We start from the raw sequence: 16,431 nt of genomic DNA, 5'->3' as shown, positions 1-16,431 counted from the left end.
CGCCGCGTCGCAGGCCGCGCACGCCCGCGCATCGTCAGGCCCGTCCATGCCCCCTCTCGCCCTCACCCTCGGAGACCCGGCCGGGATCGGCCCCGAGCTCGCCCTCGCGGCCTGGCTCGCCCGCGGTGGCGCGAACCCGCTGCCGCCCTTCTTCCTCGTCGCGGATCCGGCCTTCGTGGAGCGCGCCGCCGACCGGCTGGGCCTGCCGGTCCCGGTCGCGGAGATTGATCCGGAGACGGCCGCCGAGGTGTTCCCGCGGGCCCTCCCCGTGGTGGCGCTCCCGAGCGGCGCCACCATCGCGGCGCTGCCGGGCCGGCCGGATTCAATCCACGCGGGCGCGGTGATCGAGTCGATCACCACCGCGGTCGGCTTCGTGAAGGCCGGCCGCGCCAGCGCCGTCGTGACGAACCCGATCGCCAAGTTCGTGCTCACGCGGGCCGGCTTCGCGCATCCCGGCCATACCGAGTTCCTCGCGGCGCTGGCGGTCCCGCCCGGGCTGGAACCGCCGAAGCCCGTGATGATGATCTGGAGCGAGACGCTCTCGGTGGTGCCGGTGACGATCCACGTGCCGGTGCGCGACGTGTCGGCCCTGCTTACGCAGGACCTCGTCGAGGAGACCGCCCGCATCGTCGTGCGGGACCTGCGGGTCCGCTTCGGTCTGGCGAACCCACGCCTCGTTCTGGCCGGGCTCAACCCGCACGCGGGCGAGGCCGGCACGATCGGGGCCGAGGACCGCGACGTGCTCACCCCGGCCGTGGCGCGACTGCGGTCGGAGGGCATCGACATCAGGGGGCCGCTACCGGCCGACACCCTGTTCCACGCCCGGGCGCGGGAGACCTACGACGTGGCGCTCGCCCCCACCCACGATCAGGCCCTGATCCCGATCAAGACCATCGCCTTCGACGACGGGGTGAACGTGACGCTGGGTCTGCCCTTTATCCGCACCTCGCCGGACCACGGCACCGCCTTCGACATCGCCGGCCAGGGCCTCGCCCGGCCCGACAGCCTGATCGCCGCGCTCCGCCTCGCCGACAGGCTCGCCCGCAATGCCGGGATCGGGCGCCCCGAGAGCGCCGAGGTGATCCCGCTCAGCCTCTATGCCGGACGCCGGACCGACATGCGCCACTTCGACCCCGACGACGAGCTGTGAGCGCACCGGATGGGCTGCCGCCGCTGCGCGACGTCGTCGCGCGGCACGGCCTCGAGCCGAAGAAGGCCCTCGGCCAGAACTTCCTCTACGACCTCAACCTCACCGGCCGCATCGCCCGGGCGGCAGGCCCGCTGGCGGGCGTCACGGTCGTAGAGGTCGGCCCCGGCCCGGGCGGTCTGACCCGCGCCCTGCTCGCCGAGGGGGCGGAACGGGTCGTCGCGATCGAACGTGATCCCAGGGCATTGCCCGCGCTCGCCGAGATTGCCGCGCATTATCCCGGCCGGCTCGAGGTGGTGGACGCGGACGCCCTCGCATTCGACCCGCGCCCGCTGATCGGTGCAGGTCCGACCCGGATCGTCGCGAACCTCCCCTACAATGTCGGCACGCCGCTCCTGACCGGCTGGCTCGACACCGAGGCGTGGCCGCCCTGGTGGGACTCGCTGACCCTGATGTTCCAGCGGGAGGTGGCTGAGCGGATCGTGGCCGACGAGGGCGACCGGGCGAATTACGGCCGGCTCGGTGTGCTCTGCGGCTGGCGCACGCAGGCCCACATCCTGTTCGACGTGAGCCCCTCCGCCTTCGTGCCGCCCCCGAAGGTGACGTCGAGCATCGTGCAGCTGCTTCCCCGCACCGATCCCCTGCCCTGCCGGGTCGGCGCGCTTGAAGCAGTCACGCGCGCGGCCTTCGGCCAGCGCCGGAAGATGCTGCGCCAGAGCCTGAAGGCGCTCGGCAGCGATCCGGCGCCGCTGCTCGCGGAGGCCGGCATCCCCGAGACCGCCCGGGCCGAGGAGGTGCCGGTCGCAGGCTTCGTCGCGCTGGCCAATGCCTGGGACCGCTCCCGCGGGCGCTGAGGCGCAAAGTAGAAGGCCGGCACCGCCTCCGCGGTGCCGGCCTCGATCATCTTCCCAACCGCGATCGCGATCAGGCGGTCTGCTGGATCGCCGACAGGATCCACGGGCGACCCGGGCGGCGGACGAAGGTCCACAGCTCGATCGCCTGCGGGGCGCCGGTCTCGACGACCTGATTCGAGCGGCGGTCGAGGGTGACGTCCTTCAGCGCGTAGCGCATCGCCACGGTGGCGTACTCGTCCGAGCCCTCGCCCCAGGCCTCCGACAGGTCGCCCTGGAGGAGCTTGACCTCGCTGACCCGGTTGACCACGCCGCGCGCGGCGTTCGCCTGGAGCTCTTCCTCGAAGTAGCCGGCCATCTCCGGCGTCGCGAGGTTGCGCAGGCCGACCTTGTCCTCGTGCGAGTAGGCGTCCTGGATCTCGCCGAGCAGGCGCTCGAAGGACTGGAAGTCGTTCGGACCGATCTGGACCGGGCGCTGCTGGACGGGACGCGGCTGGCCGCCGAGCATGCCGCCCATCGGCCCGGAGGACGGGCCGCCGGCCCCCATCGGGTTCTGGTTCGGCCCCTCGTTCAGCGCCTGACGTGCGTAGGGCGCGCCGGCACCGGCGGGCTGCTGCTGCTCGTTGCGGCGGCGGAACCAGCGCACCGCGAAGGAGACGAGCAGCACGACGAGGCCGATCTGCAGCATCAGACCCAGGAAGGAGGCGATGCCGCCGAGGCCGCCCGAGAAGCCGGCGCCGAGGAGCGCGCCGATCAGGCCCGCGCCGAGGAGGCCCGCCATGAAGCCGCCGCCGAAGCGCCGACCCTGCTGCGGCTGCATGCCCGGATTGGTCATGCCGGGCTGAGCCTGCGTGCGCTGCATCGGGGCCGCGGTGCCGGGCGCGGTCTGCGTCGCGGAGGGCGCGTTGAAGGTGCGGGACCCCCGCGAGCCGACGCTGCCGCCGCCGCCGGGACGGGCCTCGGCGATGGGAGCTGCAACGGTCAGCGCCGCGGCCAGCGCCAGGAAGGTCGCCGTGCGCTTACGGCGCTTGGTGGAGGTGAGCATCGAGAGCCTCTGCAGGAGAACCGAACGCGAAGACGGATCGGTGCGTCTTGGAACGCCCCGATGATATGGAGACGGCTGAGCGGATATTTTAGTCCGTGCCCGGCCGCGCTTTCACGGTCCGCCCCGTGATCGGCCGGTCAGGCGGCGTCGCGCCGGGCCGCGGCCGGAAAGACCAACCGCACCTGGGTGCCCTCGCCCGGACGGCTGTCGAGGCTGATCGTGCCGTTCTGTCGCTTCATCAGGCCGTGCACGATGGCGAGTCCCGCCCCGCGCCCGGCCTCGTGGCTGGTCGCGAAGGGGGCGAGCGCGCGGGCCAGCATCTCGGGCGACATGCCGGACCCCGTGTCGGAGACGGTCAGGCCGACCGCCCCCTCGCTCGGATGCTGCATCGAGCGCTCGCCCGGCGCGATACGGAAGGTCGCGAGCGCGATCGTACCGCCGTCGGGCATCGCCTCGCAGGCGTTGGCGACGAGATGGCGAAGCGCGAGTTCGACCTGAGTCGGGTTGGCGACCGCCCAGGGCAGGTCCGGCGTCGTCGCCACATCGAGCCGGATCCGATCGGGCAGCGTCGCCCGGATCGCGGTGGCGGCGTCCGCCACCACGGCGTCGAGATCGATGGCGCGGACATCTGGGGCGATCCGGCGCGAGAAGGCGAGGAGCTGGCGGGTCAGCACGGCGGCCCGCTCGGTCGCGTCCGTCGAGCGGCTCATGGCCCGCTGGACGAAGGGCTCCGGCCGGTCGCCGAGCCGGCGCTTCAGACCGTCGATGTAGCCGATCAGGATCTGCAGGAAGTTGTTGAACTCGTGCGCGACGCTGTTCGTCAGGAGGCCCAGGGCCTCCCGCTGGCGCGAGAGCGCGAGCGCGCCCTCGACGTCCCGGCGCCGCGTCACGTCGACGACCTGTCCGAACCGCAGGGTGCTCCCGGCCACGGGCGTGAGCGTCAGGCAACCCCAGAAGGTCGAACCGTCGAGGCGCGCGCCGAGGAACTCCTGCGCCTCGCCCTCCGAAGCGGCGGCCCGCTCGCCGAGGAGCGGGCGGAGATCGCCGCCGACGATAGCCTCGGCCGGATAGCCGGTGAGCACCAGGAAGGCGGTGTTGGCGTAGACGATGCGCGCCTGTCCGCCTGTCCCGTCGAGCAGGAAAGTGGGCACGGCGGCTGCGTCGAGCAGGGCCGCGGCGGCCGGTCGGATCCCGTCCGGCATCCGGTCGCCGCCCGCTGCTACGGGCTCCGCCATGTCATGACCTGGCATGTCGTCATCCGGCCGGGGCGGGCCGAGCCCGCGTCTCGCTCAGCGTTAACCGCACCCGGATCGATGGCCAAGCCTCGCGCGACCGGGCCTATTGCCGGATCCACATCACCCGGGCGATCCAGGCGATCTCCCCGACGTTGAGGACGCGATCACCGTGGTCGGGATTGAGCGAGACGAGCTCGACCGTGCGAGCGGTGCGGCGGCGCAGTTCCTTGGCCAGGACCTCGCCCGTGTGGGTGCGGACGACCACGCGGTCGCCCTTGCGTACGCTGGCCGAGGGCGAGACGATCAGCACGTCGCCGTCGCGGAACAGCGGCATCATCGAATCGCCCTGCACCTCGAGCGCGAAGGCCCGCTCCTCGCCGAGATCGGGGAAGTCGATCTCCTCCCAGCCGGCACCGCCGGTGGGCATGCCCTCCTCGGTGAAGAGGCGGCCGACGCCCGCCTGCGTCATGCCGATGAGGGGAACCGTGGAGCGCACCGGCCCCTCGCGCGCCTCGATCAGGCGCAGGAATTCGTCGAGGCTCGCGCCCGTCGCCGCCAGCACCTTCGAGACCGACTCGGTCGAGGGCCAGCGCTTGCGCCCGTCAGCGCCGATCCGCTTCGAGCGGTTGAAACTCGTCGCGTCCAGGCCGGAGCGGCGGGCGAGGCCCGAGGGGGAGTACCCGTGGCGTTCCGCCAAGCGGTCGATGGCGGTCCAGATCTGCTCGTGGGACAACATCTGTCGGGCTCTGTGCCTCAACGGGCCGCAGTAACGCACGGCCTAGTTGTAGGAAAGTAGAACTACGAGGCGCGGAACGCAATCACTCATTGTAGGCGCGGACCCTTTTTGAGGGGGATGCGCGCCGCCTGCGGGACCAACCGCAGCGCGCCGGAATGGTTGTCAGAAAGCGGTGCCGCGCCGTATCGACGGCACGCAACGATCGGACGCGCGCATGCCCCTCATCTACAAGATCTGCCCCCGCGAGCTCTGGCGCGAGGCCGAAGCGTCGGGCCGGTTCAGCGGGGCTCCCGTGGACGCGGCGGACGGCTTCATCCACTTCTCCACAGGCGCCCAAGTGCCTGAGACGGCAGCGCGCCACTTCGTCGGGCAGCGCGACCTCCTCCTCGTCGCCGTCGAGGCAGAGGCGCTGGGCGACGCCCTGCGATTCGAGCCCTCGCGCGGCGGCGACCTCTTCCCCCACCTCTACGCCGACCTGCCGCTCTCCGCGGTGCGCTCGGTCGCCGAATTGCCGCTCGGAGCCGACGGACGCCACGTTTTCCCGGTGGAGATCGGGGCATGATCGAAGTCCTGTTCCCCCTGGTCCGCCCGGTGCTCCACGGCCTGGATGCCGAGCAAGCACACAACCTGACATTGAGGGCTCTGGCAGCGCTTCCGGTGCGCCGCCCGCCTGCCGACGACCCGCGCCTCGCGGTGGAGATCCTGGGTCGACGCTTCCCCAATCCGGTCGGCCTAGCCGCCGGCTTCGACAAGGGCGCCACGGTGCCGGACGCGCTGCTCGGCCTCGGCTTCGGCTTCGTCGAGGTCGGCGGGGTGGTGCCGCGCCCACAGCCCGGCAACCCGCGCCCGCGGGTGTTCCGGCTGAAGGCGGACGGGGCCGTGATCAACCGGTTCGGCCTCAACAGCGAGGGGCTCGACGTGGTGGCGGGCCGCCTCGCGGCGCGGGTCGGGCGGGCGGGCCTCGTCGGCGTCAACATCGGCGCCAACAAGGAGGCGGTGGACCGGCTGGCCGACTACGTCGCCTGCACGGCGCGGCTCGCTCCGCACGTCGCCTTCGTCACCGTCAACGTCTCCTCGCCGAACACGCCGGGCCTGCGCGACCTCCAGGGCGAGGCCTTCCTGGACGAGTTGCTCGCCCGCGTGGTGGAGGCGCGGGACGGGACGGGGGGGCGCGCGGCGGTGCTCCTGAAGATCGCCCCCGACATCACCCTCGACGCCCTCGACGCGATCTGTGCCACCGCCTTGCGCCGCGGCGTGCAGGGGCTCGTCGTCTCGAACACCACGGTGGCCCGCCCGCAGAGCCTGACGGAGACGGCCCTGGCCCGCGAAACCGGCGGCCTCTCAGGGCGCCCCCTCTTCGGTCCGGCAACGAAGCTGCTGGCCGAGACCTACCTGCGGGTCGGGACCAAGGTGCCGCTCGTGGGCGTGGGCGGCGTCGATTCGGCAGAGGCCGCCTGGACGAAGATCCTGGCTGGCGCGAGCCTCGTGCAGCTCTACTCGGCGCTGGTCTATCAGGGGCCGGGCCTCGTCGGCACGATCAAGCGGGGCCTCCTCGAACAACTCGGCCGCGCCGGGCTCCCGAGCCTCGCCTCGGCCGTGGGCCGGGATGCCGCAAGCTTGGCGAGGGACTGACCCCCCTCCCCGGCTCCCTCCACGGGAGCCGAAGGGGTTTGGCGGTCGGCCCCGGTGACCGACGGGCTAGGCCGTCAAGCGCCGACCAGCCCGCGCGCCGCCTCCATCCGCGCGCCGGCGAGCGCGAGATCGATGTCCGGCGCCCGGCGGCCGATGGCGAGCCCTTCATCAAGGATCGCGCAGGCCTCTGCCCAGATCGCCGGCAGGAAGACGGCCGCACCTTCGGCCACCTCGGCAGCGCAGCGCGCGTCCGTGCCCGCCCGCCCAGCGGCCATCGCGGTCCGGGCCACCGCGGCCGCCCGCGCGCCCTCGACCCAGCGGCGCGATTCGGCAGCGCTCTGCGCCCGCGCGCCGCCGCCCCACTCCGCCGCCCGAGCGGCGGCGCGCGCCGCCGCGAGATCCCGGGCCTCGGCGCAGCGCGCCGCGAGATCGTCGAGGCCGGCCAGCGCGCAGAGGGGCGCCAGGATGCGCCGGACGCTCGCCTCAGCGAGATGGTCGGTCCGAGCCGCCTCGATCTCCGGCTGGTCAGCCGAGCCGGAGAGACGCAGCACGAAGGCCATCAGGCGCGGGCGCTCGGCATCGGGCATCGCGTCGTTGAGGCCGAGCGCGTAGGCGGCCAGCGGCTGCGAGAAGCAGGGCGGGCAGTCCGCGCTGGAGCGGATCGCCCGGTAGGGCAGGCCTGCGGCGACGATCGCCGCCTCGTTGATGCAGGTGCCCCCGTCCGGACCCGGGAACGGGTGCGAGCCGGCGAGCAGCCGCCAGTTCAGGATCGGATCGAAGCCGCGCAGATCGAAACCGGCCATGCTCGCCTCGGCGCTTCGGGTCCCGCCGCGGCAGGAGAGGAGCGAAACGTGCCATGTTGGAACGGGTTTGGCGAGGGCCGGCTCAGGCGCCGCCGGCACCGAGGGCGAGACCTGTCAGCATCGCGAGGCCGAGCACCAGCACGAAGGCGGCGGCCAGGAGTTCGAGGCCGGCGACAGTGATCGAGCCGGCCTGCCCGCGCCCGCCCGCGAGGCGAAGCGCCGCGCCCTTGGCAAAGACCGCGAGGCTCGCGAGCGCGCTCGTGGTGAGGGCGGTGCCGAGCGCCATGGCGAGTACCGCGAGCATGCCGGCCCCGAGCATCCCCTGCGACAGGGCAAAGACGAGAAGCAGCACCGCGCCCGCGCAGGGGCGCGAGCCTGCGGCCAGCACCACGCCGGCCCGCGTGCGCCAGCTCTCGCCGTCGCGGGGCGGCACGACACCGTGGGCGCAGTCCGGCCCGCAGCCGAGGGCGCCGGAGCCGGCGAGCCGCCCGGCCTTGCGCCACGTCAGGGCCAGCCCGACGAGGGCGACCATCGCGAAGCTCGCCGTCTCGATCAGGGTGCCGGCCTGCGACATGCCGGCCGCGGTGGCGCCAAGGATCAGGCTGCCGACGCCGACGATCCCGATCGCGACGCCCGCCTGGAGCAGGGCCGCCGCGAAGCTCAGCGCGCAGCCGCGCCGCAGCGCCCGCTCGCCCGCTACGATGTAGCCGGCGATGACCGCCTTGCCGTGTCCGGGGCCCGCCGCGTGGAAGACCCCGTAGGCGAAGCCGATGCCAATGAGCGGCCCCCAGCCGCCCCCGGCCTTAACGGCCGAGAGCGCGGCCTGGAGGCTGCGGGAGAAGCTCGACTGCACGGCGAGCAGCCAGCCGCCGAGCCCGGTAGCGGCCGGAGCGGCCTCACGGAAGCCGATGCCGAAGGGCGAACGCGGCGGCGGCGCGACCATGGTGGGGGCGACGAGCCAGGACAACGCGGCGACGACGAGGCCCGCAATCAGGACGGCGCCCGCGACGAGCGCCAGCCGCAGGGCGAGGCGGCCCCGGAGCGGCGCCCCAGAGAGGGCGACGCCTACGGACACGCGACGAGGACCCGCTGGGCGTATTGCAGGCCATAGTTCGAGGCCGCCGTCAGCGCCTCGAAGAAGGCTTCGGTCATGCCGGGCTTGGCCGCATCCACGGTCTTGGCCTCGGGCGCCTTGGGCCGGGTGATCGTCGCGGCGCAGCCGGCCGGCGCGCCCGCGAGCTTGGCGGCGTCAGCGCCTTCCGCGAGGCCGAAGGAGACGAAGTAGGTCGGGTCGTAGACTTCCAGCGCGACCACGCCGCGACCCTGGGTGACCGGGGCTTTCAAGGGCAGCAGGAAGCTCATGGTGAGGGCATCGCCCTCCATCGCCATGCGGGGGTCTGCCGGGTCCGCGAAGGCCTGCTCCTTGCCGCCGACCTTGAGCTTGGTGAAGTAGCCGAACTCGGCCAGCCCCTTGGTGTTCTCGGCCGCGAGGTCGGCCAGTTCGTCCGGGCTCAGCTTGCCGTCGCCGTTCTTGTCGAGCCCCTGGGTCACGAAGGCCGAGTAGGCCGGATCGAAGCTCCAGCTGTGGCGGATGCCAGTGACCTGTCCGGAGGCGTAGTCGATCTCGGCCCTGGCGGTCACCCAGACATGCGGGTGGGCCACGGCCTGGCTTCCCGCAAGGGCGAACAGCGCGACGAGCGCGGGCAATCGGAGGGCGGGCGCGGCATTCGGCATCGGGTCGGACGCTCGCGGGCTCTGGTGAAGGATCGGTTAACGCCGATGCGCGCTCTCTGGGGCGAAAGCGAGGCGTGGCGATCCCCACGTGGCGAGGCCTTCCCAGGGGTTCCCCCTGGACCCGCGAGAGGCCTCGGGCCTCTCGACACCGTGACGGGGTGCCCCTTCAGTGCTGGAGGATCTTCGACAGGAAGGTCTGGGCGCGCTCGGAGCGGGGCTTACCGAAGAAGTCGTCCTTGTTGGCGTCCTCGACGATCTCGCCGCGATCCATGAAGATCACCCGGTCGGCCACCTTGCGGGCGAAGCCCATCTCGTGGGTCACGACCATCATGGTCATGCCCTCACGCGCGAGCTCCACCATCACGTCGAGCACTTCGCCGACCATCTCGGGATCAAGGGCCGAGGTCGGCTCGTCGAACAGCATCACCACCGGGTTCATGGCGAGCGCCCGGGCGATGGCAACGCGCTGCTGCTGGCCGCCCGAGAGCTGGCCCGGGAACTTGTGGGCGTGGGCCGAGAGGCCGACACGGGCGAGAAGGTCGAGGCCGCGCTTCTTCGCGTCCTCCGCCCCGCGGCCCAGCACCTTTCGCTGGGCGATCGTCAGGTTGTCGGTGATCGAGAGGTGCGGGAACAGCTCGAAGTGCTGGAACACCATGCCGACGCGCGAGCGCAGCTTGGGCAGGTTGGTGGACTTGTCCATCACCTTGGTGCCCGCCACCGTGATCTGACCCTTCTGGAACGGCTCGAGCGCGTTCACGGTCTTGATCAGGGTGGACTTGCCCGAGCCCGAGGGACCGCAAACCACGACCACCTCGCCCTTGGCGACGCTGGTGGTGCAGTTCGTCAGCACCTGAAAGTCACCGTACCATTTGCTGACGTTGTCGATCGCGATCATCGTCTCGCCCGTGCGGGCGGCGGGCGCGGTCAGGTTGCCCTGCTGCAGGCCCGCATCGGCGGGGGCCTGGCCGGCGGGGGCGGCGGGGGTTCCGGCGGTCGGGGCCGGCATCGGCGTGGAGGTCATGGGCGATCCCCGGGAAGGCGGCGCTGACGGTCAGCGGATGATGGCGACACGGGCCTGGAGCCGGCGCACCAGGAACGAGGCGAAGAAGCAGACCGCGAAGTAGACCACGGCCGCGAAGATATACATCTCGACGAGGCGCCCGTCGCGTTGGGCGACCTTCGAGGCCGCGCCGAGGAAGTCGGTCAGCGAGAGCACGTAGACGAGCGAGGTGTCTTGGAAGAGCACGATCGTCTGGGTGAGCAGCAGCGGCAGCATGTTGCGGAAGGCCTGCGGCAGCACGACATTCTGCATCGACTGCCAGTAGTTCATCCCAAGCGCGGAGGCCGCGGCCGTCTGGCCCTTCGGGATCGACTGGATGCCCGCTCGCATGATCTCGGAGAAGTAGGCCGCCTCGAACAGCGTGAAGGTGATCAGCGCCGACGGGAAGGCGCCGACCTGGATCGGCGTCGAGGAGCCGGTCACGTAGGCGCCGATATACGGCACCAGGAAGTAGAACCAGAAGATCACCAGCACGAGCGGCAGCGAGCGCATCAGCTCGACATAGACCTTGGCGACGTGCTTCAGCCCCGGGACACCGGAGAGCCGCGCCATCGCGATCAGGGTGCCGAGCACGATGCCCATGCCGGCCGCCATCGCGGTCAGCGAGACTGTGAAGACCATGCCCTGCCCGAACAGGTAGGGCAGCGACGAGGTGATGACGCTGAAGTCGAAATTCGAGAGCATCAGCGCTGTCCCGGCACGGCCACGGAGCGCTCGATGAACGAGGCCGCCGTGATCACCACGATGTTGATGAGGACGTAGAGGAGGGTGGCGGCCGTGAAGGCCTCGAACACCTGGAAGGAGAATTCCTGCATCGAGCGTGCCCGGGCGGTGAGTTCCAGGAGACCGATGGTGAGCGCGACCGAGGTGTTCTTGAGGTTGTTCAGGAACTCGGAGGTCAGCGGCGGCAGGATGATGCGGTAGGCGTTCGGCAGGAGTACGTAGCGGTAGGTCTGCGCCACGGTGAAGCCCATCGCGGTGCCAGCCATGCGCTGGCCCCGCGGAAGCGCCTGGATGCCGGCCCGCACCTGCTCGGCCACGCGCGAGGCGGTGAAGAAGCCGAGGCAGACCACGCCGGTGTAGAAGGGCGCGTTCGGTAGCTGCTTCAGCCAATTGCCCCAGGATTGCGGCAGCACCTCCGGCAGCACGAAGTACCAGAGGAACATCTGCACGAGCAGCGGGATATTCCGGAAGAGCTCGACATAGGCCGTGCCGACCGCGTTGGCCGCCTTGTTCGGCAGGGTGCGCAGGACGCCGATGATGGAGCCCAGGCAGAACGCGATCACCCAGGAGCAGAGCGCGGTTGCGATCGTCCAGAGGAGCCCCGAGAGCAGCATGTCGGCGTAGGTGCCGGCGCCTTCGGGCGAGGGCTCAAGGAAGATGCCCCAGTTCCAGTTGTAATTCATCGCGCTACAGGCTTCGCCGCATCGGCCGGGAAATCGAGGTTCAGTCGAGCAGGTCTCGCGTGCATTCGCCCGCGAAAACTCCGACCCGACCCGCGTTCTGCACAGGAACCTCGCGCGGGAGAGGCCCGCGCGAGGTGTTTCAGGCGGGTCGCCTCAGTAGGCGGCCGGATCCGGGCTGTCGCTCGGGGTCTTGAACTGCTTCTCCATCGCCTCGGTCATCGGGAGCTTCAGGTTGATGTCGCGCGGCGGGATCGGCTTGGTGAACCACTTGTCGTACAGTGCCTTGCCCTCGGGGCTGGTGTAGAGCGCCTTGGTGGCGGCGTCGGCGACTGCCTTGAAGGGCGCGTCGTCCTTGCGCAGCATGATGCCGTAGGGCTCGGGCTTCGAGAGCGCCTCGGTCGAGATCACGTAGGCGTCGGGCGTCTTCGAGGAGGCGGCGAGCGAGGCGAGGAGCACGTCGTCCATCACGAAGGCGACGGCGCGGCCGGTCTCGACCATCAGGAACGCCTCGGCGTGATCCTTGGCCGGCAGGATGGTCAGACCGAGCTTGCGCTCGGTGTTGGCCTCGTTGATCTGCCGGATGTTCGTGGTGCCCGAGGTCGAGACCACAGTCTTGCCCTTCAGGTCCTCGATCGTCTTGAGGTTGGCGTCCTTCTTGGCGACGTAGCGGGTCGCCGTGAGGAAGTGCGAGTTGGTGAAGGTCGCCTGCTTCTGGCGGTCGGCGTTGTTGGTGGTCGAGCCGCACTCAAGGTCGATCGTGCCGTTCGCGATCAGCGGGATGCGCGTCGCGGAGGTCACGGGATTGAGCTTGACCTCCATCTTGTCGAGCTTGAGGTGCGCCTTCACCGCGTCGGCAATCTTGTAGCAGATGTCCATCGCGTAGCCGACGGGCTTCTGGTCGGCGCCGAGATAGGAGAACGGCACGGAGGAATCCCGGTAGCCGATCGTGATGGCCCCGGTGTCCTTCACCTTCTTGAGGGTTCCGGTCAGCTCCTCGGCGACGGCCGGGGCGGCGAGCAGTGAGGCGCCGAGGGCGAGGCCGAGCGCCAGTCCGCGACGGTCGAAACGAACCTGCATTGAAACGAAACTCCTGATCATGCCGGGCGGGCGTCGGCCCACAACGCGGGCGCGCTCGGCCTGCCGACGCGCCTTCGCAATGATGGTGCCGATTTGTGAAAGGGAAAACACGCCGGGGAGCCCGGCGCGGCGGTGGCACACGGGAAAGCTTGGCCTTTTCGGAGGCCCGACGAGAGTACGGCCGCTACGGCTGGCGTCGGATCTGCCCAAGACTTCCACCCTGATCGTCCGCTGGCCGCGGCCGGACCGGACTTTTCGCCCGTGCCCTGTGCATCTTGCACATTCCTTGGGCGGGCGCATCGGGCATCTCGCGCTGCGCAAGCGACGTTCCCGGGCCATTGTAGGGGCTCGGACCGCATACTACGCGAGAACGCCGCCCCAGGGGTCGCGGGGCGGCGCGCCTGTCGGCCGGGGCGGCGGCTTACTGCGTGACCTCGTTGCCCGCGTAATCGACCACGCCCTTGTCGTTCTTCTTCCAGGTGTACATCACGTAGTCGGGTTTCGTGATATCGCCCTTCTTGTCGAAGCTGATCGGGCCCAACACCGTCTGGAACGGCTTGCCCTCGCGCATGAAGGCCGCAACCTTCTTGGCGTCGGCGCTGCCCGCGCCCTCGACGGCCTGCTTGTAGATCTGCACGGCGGCGTAAGCGTAGAGGGTGTAGGCTTCCGGATCGATGCCCTTGGCCTTGAAGCCCGCGACGACGTCCTTCGCGCTCGGGTTCTTGCGCGCATCCGGCGGGAAGGTGGTGAGCGTGCCCTCGGCGCCCGGGCCCGCGATGGCCACGAGTTCCTTGTCGACCATGCCGTCGCCGCCCATCAGCGGCGCCTTCAGGCCCTGGTCGCGCATCTGGCGGATGATCAGGCCGGCCTCGGTGTAGTAGCCGCCGAAATAGACCACATCGATGCCGTTCTGCTTCAACTTCGAGACGAGCGCCGAGTAATCCTTCTCGCCCGGGTTGATGCCCTCGTAGACGGTCTCCTTGCCGCCTTTGGCCTTGAAGGCCTTCAGGGTCTCGTCGGCGAGCCCCTTCCCGTAGGGGGTCTTGTCGTGGATGATCGCGACCTTCTTGCCCTTGAAGTTCTTGGTTAGGTACTCGCCCGCGACCGCGCCCTGCTGGTCGTCGCGCCCGCAGGTGCGGAAGGTGTTCCAGAGGCCGCGCTCGGTGAACTTCACGTTGGTGGAGGCCGGCGTGACCTCGACGATGCCGGCATCGGCGTAGACGTCGGAGGCCGGGATCGAGACGCCCGAGTTGAAGTGGCCGACCACGAACTTCACCCCGTCCGAGGCGAACTTGTTGGCGACCGACACACCCTGCTTCGGGTCGGAGGCGTCGTCGCCGACCGCGAGCTCGAGCTTCTGCCCCTTGATGCCGCCGGCCTTGTTGATGTCCTCGACCGCCTGGGCGGTGCCGTTCTTCAGCTGCGCACCGAAGGCGGCGCTGTTGCCGGTGATCGGTGCGCCGACGGCGATCTTGAGCTGCGCCTGCGCCGAGCCGGCAGTCAGGAGGCCCAGCGCGAGGCCCGCCAGAAGTGTTGCTCTCATCCCGGTCTTCTCCCTCACGTCACACGCGACCGCGCTCTCGTCGGCGCGGCGTGTCCCATGCGTCGGGCTTGGCTGGAGCGCTGAGCCCCGCCCGCCCGCGCGATCATGACCGCTCCGAGGCCGCCCCGGAAGGGCGCTCGCGCCAGGTGAGCGGCGAGGTCCGCTCGTAGAGCCAGCGGTACTGCGTCGTCATCTGGCGGGTGCGGGTGTAGCGGTAGCCTGCCGCGCCGATCAGCATCACCACCGCCGCATCGACGAGGTAGTACTGCGCCGACAGCAAAGTCCCGCCGAACAGGGCGAAGTGGATGAAGCGCACGGCAGCCGCGACGAGGAGGAGTGCGAGCGCCGCGTAGGGGAACGGCCGCCACGCCTTGGCGACCGCGCGGGCCGCCATCCAGCCGGCCCAGCCGCCCATCACCACGGTGACGAGCCCGAAGAGCCAGACCGACTCCTCCTCGAAGAGGATGCCCTGAAGCGCGCTCACGCCGTCGCCGCAGCGCCGTGGCCGCCCTCCAGGTAGGCGGCCTTCACGGCCGGGTCGTCGAGAAGCTGGCGTCCCGTACCGCTCATGGTGACGCGGCCGTTGACCAGCACGTAGCCCCGGTGCGCGAGCTTGAGGGCGTGGTAGGCGTTCTGCTCGACGAGGAAGATCGTCATCCCGTCCTGCCGGTTGAGGTCGCGGATCGCGTCGAAGATGCCCTTCACCACCAGCGGCGCGAGGCCGAGCGAGGGCTCGTCGAGGAGAAGGAGCTTCGGCCGGCTCATCAGGGCACGGCCGATCGCCAGCATCTGCTGCTCGCCCCCCGACATGGTGCCGGCCCGCTGCTGCAGGCGCTCCTTCAGGCGGGGGAACAGGGCGCAGACGCGCTCCAGGTCTTCCGCGAAGTAGCGGCCCGCATGCAGGCTCGCACCCATCTGGAGATTTTCGAACACACTCATGCGCGGGAAGACGCGCCGGCCCTCCGGGGACTGGGCGAGGCCGAGCCGGGCGATCCGGTGCGTCGGCAGCTGCGTGATGTCCTCACCGTCATAGCGGATCGTCCCGGAGCGCGCCCGGGGTGCTCCGAAGATCGTCATCATCAGGGTGGACTTGCCGGCCCCGTTGGCACCGATCAGCGTGACGATCTCGCCCCGTCCGACCGTCAGGTCGACACCTCGGAGGGCCGCGACGCTGCCGTAATAGGTCGAGACGTTCTCGACCGCGAGCAGAGGCTCACCGGCCCGCGCCTGGATGGCCCGGGTCTCCTCGACCAGGACGTTGATGCCGGCGACGCTCATCGGCCGGCCTCCGGATGCGCGATACCCACCTCGGCCTCGACCGCCTCGACCTCCTCGTCCTCGACGCCCAGATAGGCGGCGATCACGCGCGGGTCGGCCCGCACCGCGTCGGGCGTGCCGTCGGCGATCTTCACGCCGTAATCGAGCACCACGACGTGGTCGGAGATCTGCATGACCACCGACATGTCGTGCTCGATCAGTAGCACCGATGTGCTGTGCCGGTCGCGGATCAGGCGCAGGAGGTCGTTGAGTTCCTGGCTCTCGCGCGGGTTGAGGCCGGCCGCCGGCTCGTCCAGGCAGAGCAGGACCGGATCGGTGCACATCGCGCGGGCGATCTCGAGGCGCCGCTGCGCTCCGTAGGGCAGCGCGCCCGCCGGCTCGTCGGCCCGCCCCAGAAGGTCGATCCGTTCGAGCCAGCCCTTGGCCTTCTCGATCGCGGCGCGCTCGGCCGCCCGGTAGCCGGGCAGGCCGAGCAGGCCCCCGATCGTGAGGCCGGAGGCGCGCATCAGCGGGTTGTGCTGGGCGACGAGCAGGTTCTCCAGCACGGTCATGCCGGGGAACAGGCGGATGTTCTGGAAGGTGCGGGCGACACGGGCCGTGCGGTTCACCGCGAAGTTCGGCAACCGCTCCAGCAGATGCACCGTGCCGTCCGGCTGGACGAGCCGCAGCATGCCCTCGGTCGGCTTGTAGAAGCCGGTGATACAATTGAACACCGTGGTCTTGCCGGCCCCGTTCGGGCCGATCAGGGCGGTGATCTCGCCGGTGCGCGCCTCGAACGAGAGGTCGTTCACCGCGGTCAGCCCGCCGAATCGCATGGTGAGGTGGGCGACCGAGAGCACCGCGTCGGCGGACGCCTCGATCCGGGTGGCGGTCTTCGGCGTGGA

At 70.7% G+C, this 16,431-nt stretch carries 18 protein-coding genes; 4 read left to right on the top strand and 14 right to left on the bottom strand.

The annotated features are described in order from the left end of the window. Positions 1-46 precede the first annotated feature (46 nt). Positions 47-1,150 (top strand): 4-hydroxythreonine-4-phosphate dehydrogenase PdxA, encoded by a 1,104-nt coding sequence (gene pdxA / locus DK427_RS10195; RefSeq protein ID WP_109951160.1) that lies wholly within the window; start codon positions 47-49, stop codon positions 1,148-1,150. Beyond that, positions 1,147-2,001: a 16S rRNA (adenine(1518)-N(6)/adenine(1519)-N(6))-dimethyltransferase RsmA gene (gene rsmA, locus DK427_RS10190; protein WP_109951159.1), complete on the top strand. Its 855-nt coding sequence runs from the start codon at positions 1,147-1,149 to the stop codon at positions 1,999-2,001. Before pdxA ends, rsmA begins: the two co-directional genes overlap by 4 nt. A gap of 70 nt (positions 2,002-2,071) precedes the next feature. On the opposite strand, the gene DK427_RS10185 is transcribed toward rsmA, so the two are convergent. The 3 genes from DK427_RS10185 to DK427_RS10175 form a co-directional block, all read right to left on the bottom strand. After that, positions 2,072-3,043, bottom strand: coding sequence for a TIM44-like domain-containing protein (locus DK427_RS10185; protein ID WP_109951158.1), 972 nt, complete (start codon positions 3,041-3,043; stop codon positions 2,072-2,074). 137 nt (positions 3,044-3,180) lie between these two features. Further along, positions 3,181-4,278, bottom strand: a complete 1,098-nt coding sequence (locus DK427_RS10180; RefSeq protein ID WP_425452594.1) for an ATP-binding protein — start codon at positions 4,276-4,278, stop codon at positions 3,181-3,183. 103 nt (positions 4,279-4,381) lie between these two features. After that, positions 4,382-5,014, bottom strand: coding sequence for a S24 family peptidase (locus DK427_RS10175; RefSeq protein ID WP_109951157.1), 633 nt, complete (start codon positions 5,012-5,014; stop codon positions 4,382-4,384). A 214-nt stretch (positions 5,015-5,228) separates the two neighbouring features. Between DK427_RS10175 and DK427_RS10170 the strand changes: the two genes are divergently transcribed. After that, positions 5,229-5,576, top strand: a complete 348-nt coding sequence (locus tag DK427_RS10170; protein WP_109951156.1) for a DUF952 domain-containing protein — start codon at positions 5,229-5,231, stop codon at positions 5,574-5,576. Next, on the top strand, positions 5,573-6,646 hold the full coding sequence (locus DK427_RS10165) for a quinone-dependent dihydroorotate dehydrogenase (protein WP_109951155.1): 1,074 nt from the start codon (positions 5,573-5,575) through the stop codon (positions 6,644-6,646). Before DK427_RS10170 ends, DK427_RS10165 begins: the two co-directional genes overlap by 4 nt. A gap of 74 nt (positions 6,647-6,720) precedes the next feature. On the opposite strand, the gene DK427_RS10160 is transcribed toward DK427_RS10165, so the two are convergent. From DK427_RS10160 to DK427_RS10110, 11 genes are all read right to left on the bottom strand, one after another. Continuing rightward, positions 6,721-7,449, bottom strand: coding sequence for a hypothetical protein (locus DK427_RS10160; protein WP_109951154.1), 729 nt, complete (start codon positions 7,447-7,449; stop codon positions 6,721-6,723). An 82-nt stretch (positions 7,450-7,531) separates the two neighbouring features. Continuing rightward, complete coding sequence (locus tag DK427_RS10155; RefSeq protein ID WP_109951153.1) at positions 7,532-8,524, bottom strand: nickel/cobalt transporter; 993 nt, start codon at positions 8,522-8,524, stop codon at positions 7,532-7,534. Continuing rightward, the gene (locus DK427_RS10150) at positions 8,515-9,183 is read right to left on the bottom strand and encodes a DUF1007 family protein (RefSeq protein WP_109951152.1); all 669 of its coding nucleotides are present in this window, start codon (positions 9,181-9,183) and stop codon (positions 8,515-8,517) included. Before DK427_RS10150 ends, DK427_RS10155 begins: the two co-directional genes overlap by 10 nt. 166 nt (positions 9,184-9,349) lie before the next feature. Then, the gene (locus DK427_RS10145) at positions 9,350-10,078 is read right to left on the bottom strand and encodes an amino acid ABC transporter ATP-binding protein (RefSeq protein WP_204165331.1); all 729 of its coding nucleotides are present in this window, start codon (positions 10,076-10,078) and stop codon (positions 9,350-9,352) included. A 156-nt stretch (positions 10,079-10,234) separates the two neighbouring features. After that, entirely contained in the window at positions 10,235-10,927 is a 693-nt protein-coding gene (locus tag DK427_RS10140) for an amino acid ABC transporter permease (RefSeq protein WP_109951150.1), read from the bottom strand. Beyond that, positions 10,927-11,649 carry an amino acid ABC transporter permease gene (locus DK427_RS10135; protein ID WP_109951149.1) on the bottom strand — a complete coding sequence of 241 codons (723 nt, stop codon included), beginning with the start codon at positions 11,647-11,649 and terminating at the stop codon, positions 10,927-10,929. Before DK427_RS10135 ends, DK427_RS10140 begins: the two co-directional genes overlap by 1 nt. Positions 11,650-11,802: 153 nt before the next feature. After that, the gene (locus DK427_RS10130; protein ID WP_109951148.1) at positions 11,803-12,726 is read right to left on the bottom strand and encodes an amino acid ABC transporter substrate-binding protein; all 924 of its coding nucleotides are present in this window, start codon (positions 12,724-12,726) and stop codon (positions 11,803-11,805) included. Positions 12,727-13,147: 421 nt separating this feature from the next. Continuing rightward, entirely contained in the window at positions 13,148-14,269 is a 1,122-nt protein-coding gene (locus tag DK427_RS10125; protein ID WP_109951147.1) for a branched-chain amino acid ABC transporter substrate-binding protein, read from the bottom strand. A 103-nt stretch (positions 14,270-14,372) separates the two neighbouring features. Next, a complete protein-coding gene (locus tag DK427_RS10120) occupies positions 14,373-14,753 on the bottom strand; it encodes a DUF6867 family protein (protein WP_342772545.1) in 381 nt (126 codons plus the stop codon). Next, positions 14,750-15,547, bottom strand: a complete 798-nt coding sequence (locus DK427_RS10115; protein WP_109951146.1) for an ABC transporter ATP-binding protein — start codon at positions 15,545-15,547, stop codon at positions 14,750-14,752. The genes DK427_RS10120 and DK427_RS10115 overlap by 4 nt, the downstream gene beginning before the upstream one ends. Then, on the bottom strand, positions 15,544-16,362 hold the full coding sequence (locus DK427_RS10110) for an ABC transporter ATP-binding protein (RefSeq protein WP_245930999.1): 819 nt from the start codon (positions 16,360-16,362) through the stop codon (positions 15,544-15,546). The genes DK427_RS10115 and DK427_RS10110 overlap by 4 nt, the downstream gene beginning before the upstream one ends. Positions 16,363-16,431: the final 69 nt, after the last annotated feature.

Source organism: Methylobacterium radiodurans (assembly GCF_003173735.1).
GTDB classification, from domain to species: domain Bacteria; phylum Pseudomonadota; class Alphaproteobacteria; order Rhizobiales; family Beijerinckiaceae; genus Methylobacterium; species Methylobacterium radiodurans.
Note: the sequence above shows the minus strand (reverse complement) of the source record. Positions and strands in the feature narration are given on the sequence as shown.

Bases quoted from the DNA above. Each gene is read 5' to 3' on its own strand.
- DK427_RS10160 (WP_109951154.1), bottom strand. From the start codon at position 7,449: ATGGCCGGTTTCGATCTGCGCGGCTTCGATCCGATCCTGAACTGGCGG.
- DK427_RS10130 (WP_109951148.1), bottom strand. From the start codon at position 12,726: ATGCAGGTTCGTTTCGACCGTCGCGGACTGGCGCTCGGCCTCGCCCTC.
- DK427_RS10135 (WP_109951149.1), bottom strand. From the start codon at position 11,649: ATGAATTACAACTGGAACTGGGGCATCTTCCTTGAGCCCTCGCCCGAA.
- DK427_RS10165 (WP_109951155.1), top strand. From the start codon at position 5,573: ATGATCGAAGTCCTGTTCCCCCTGGTCCGCCCGGTGCTCCACGGCCTG.
- DK427_RS10150 (WP_109951152.1), bottom strand. From the start codon at position 9,183: ATGCCGAATGCCGCGCCCGCCCTCCGATTGCCCGCGCTCGTCGCGCTG.
- DK427_RS10175 (WP_109951157.1), bottom strand. From the start codon at position 5,014: ATGTTGTCCCACGAGCAGATCTGGACCGCCATCGACCGCTTGGCGGAA.
- DK427_RS10180 (WP_425452594.1), bottom strand. From the start codon at position 4,278: ATGGCGGAGCCCGTAGCAGCGGGCGGCGACCGGATGCCGGACGGGATC.
- DK427_RS10185 (WP_109951158.1), bottom strand. From the start codon at position 3,043: ATGCTCACCTCCACCAAGCGCCGTAAGCGCACGGCGACCTTCCTGGCG.
- DK427_RS10125 (WP_109951147.1), bottom strand. From the start codon at position 14,269: ATGAGAGCAACACTTCTGGCGGGCCTCGCGCTGGGCCTCCTGACTGCC.
- DK427_RS10140 (WP_109951150.1), bottom strand. From the start codon at position 10,927: ATGCTCTCGAATTTCGACTTCAGCGTCATCACCTCGTCGCTGCCCTAC.
- DK427_RS10170 (WP_109951156.1), top strand. From the start codon at position 5,229: ATGCCCCTCATCTACAAGATCTGCCCCCGCGAGCTCTGGCGCGAGGCC.
- DK427_RS10145 (WP_204165331.1), bottom strand. From the start codon at position 10,078: ATGATCGCGATCGACAACGTCAGCAAATGGTACGGTGACTTTCAGGTG.
- pdxA (WP_109951160.1), top strand. From the start codon at position 47: ATGCCCCCTCTCGCCCTCACCCTCGGAGACCCGGCCGGGATCGGCCCC.
- DK427_RS10110 (WP_245930999.1), bottom strand. From the start codon at position 16,362: ATGCGATTCGGCGGGCTGACCGCGGTGAACGACCTCTCGTTCGAGGCG.
- DK427_RS10115 (WP_109951146.1), bottom strand. From the start codon at position 15,547: ATGAGCGTCGCCGGCATCAACGTCCTGGTCGAGGAGACCCGGGCCATC.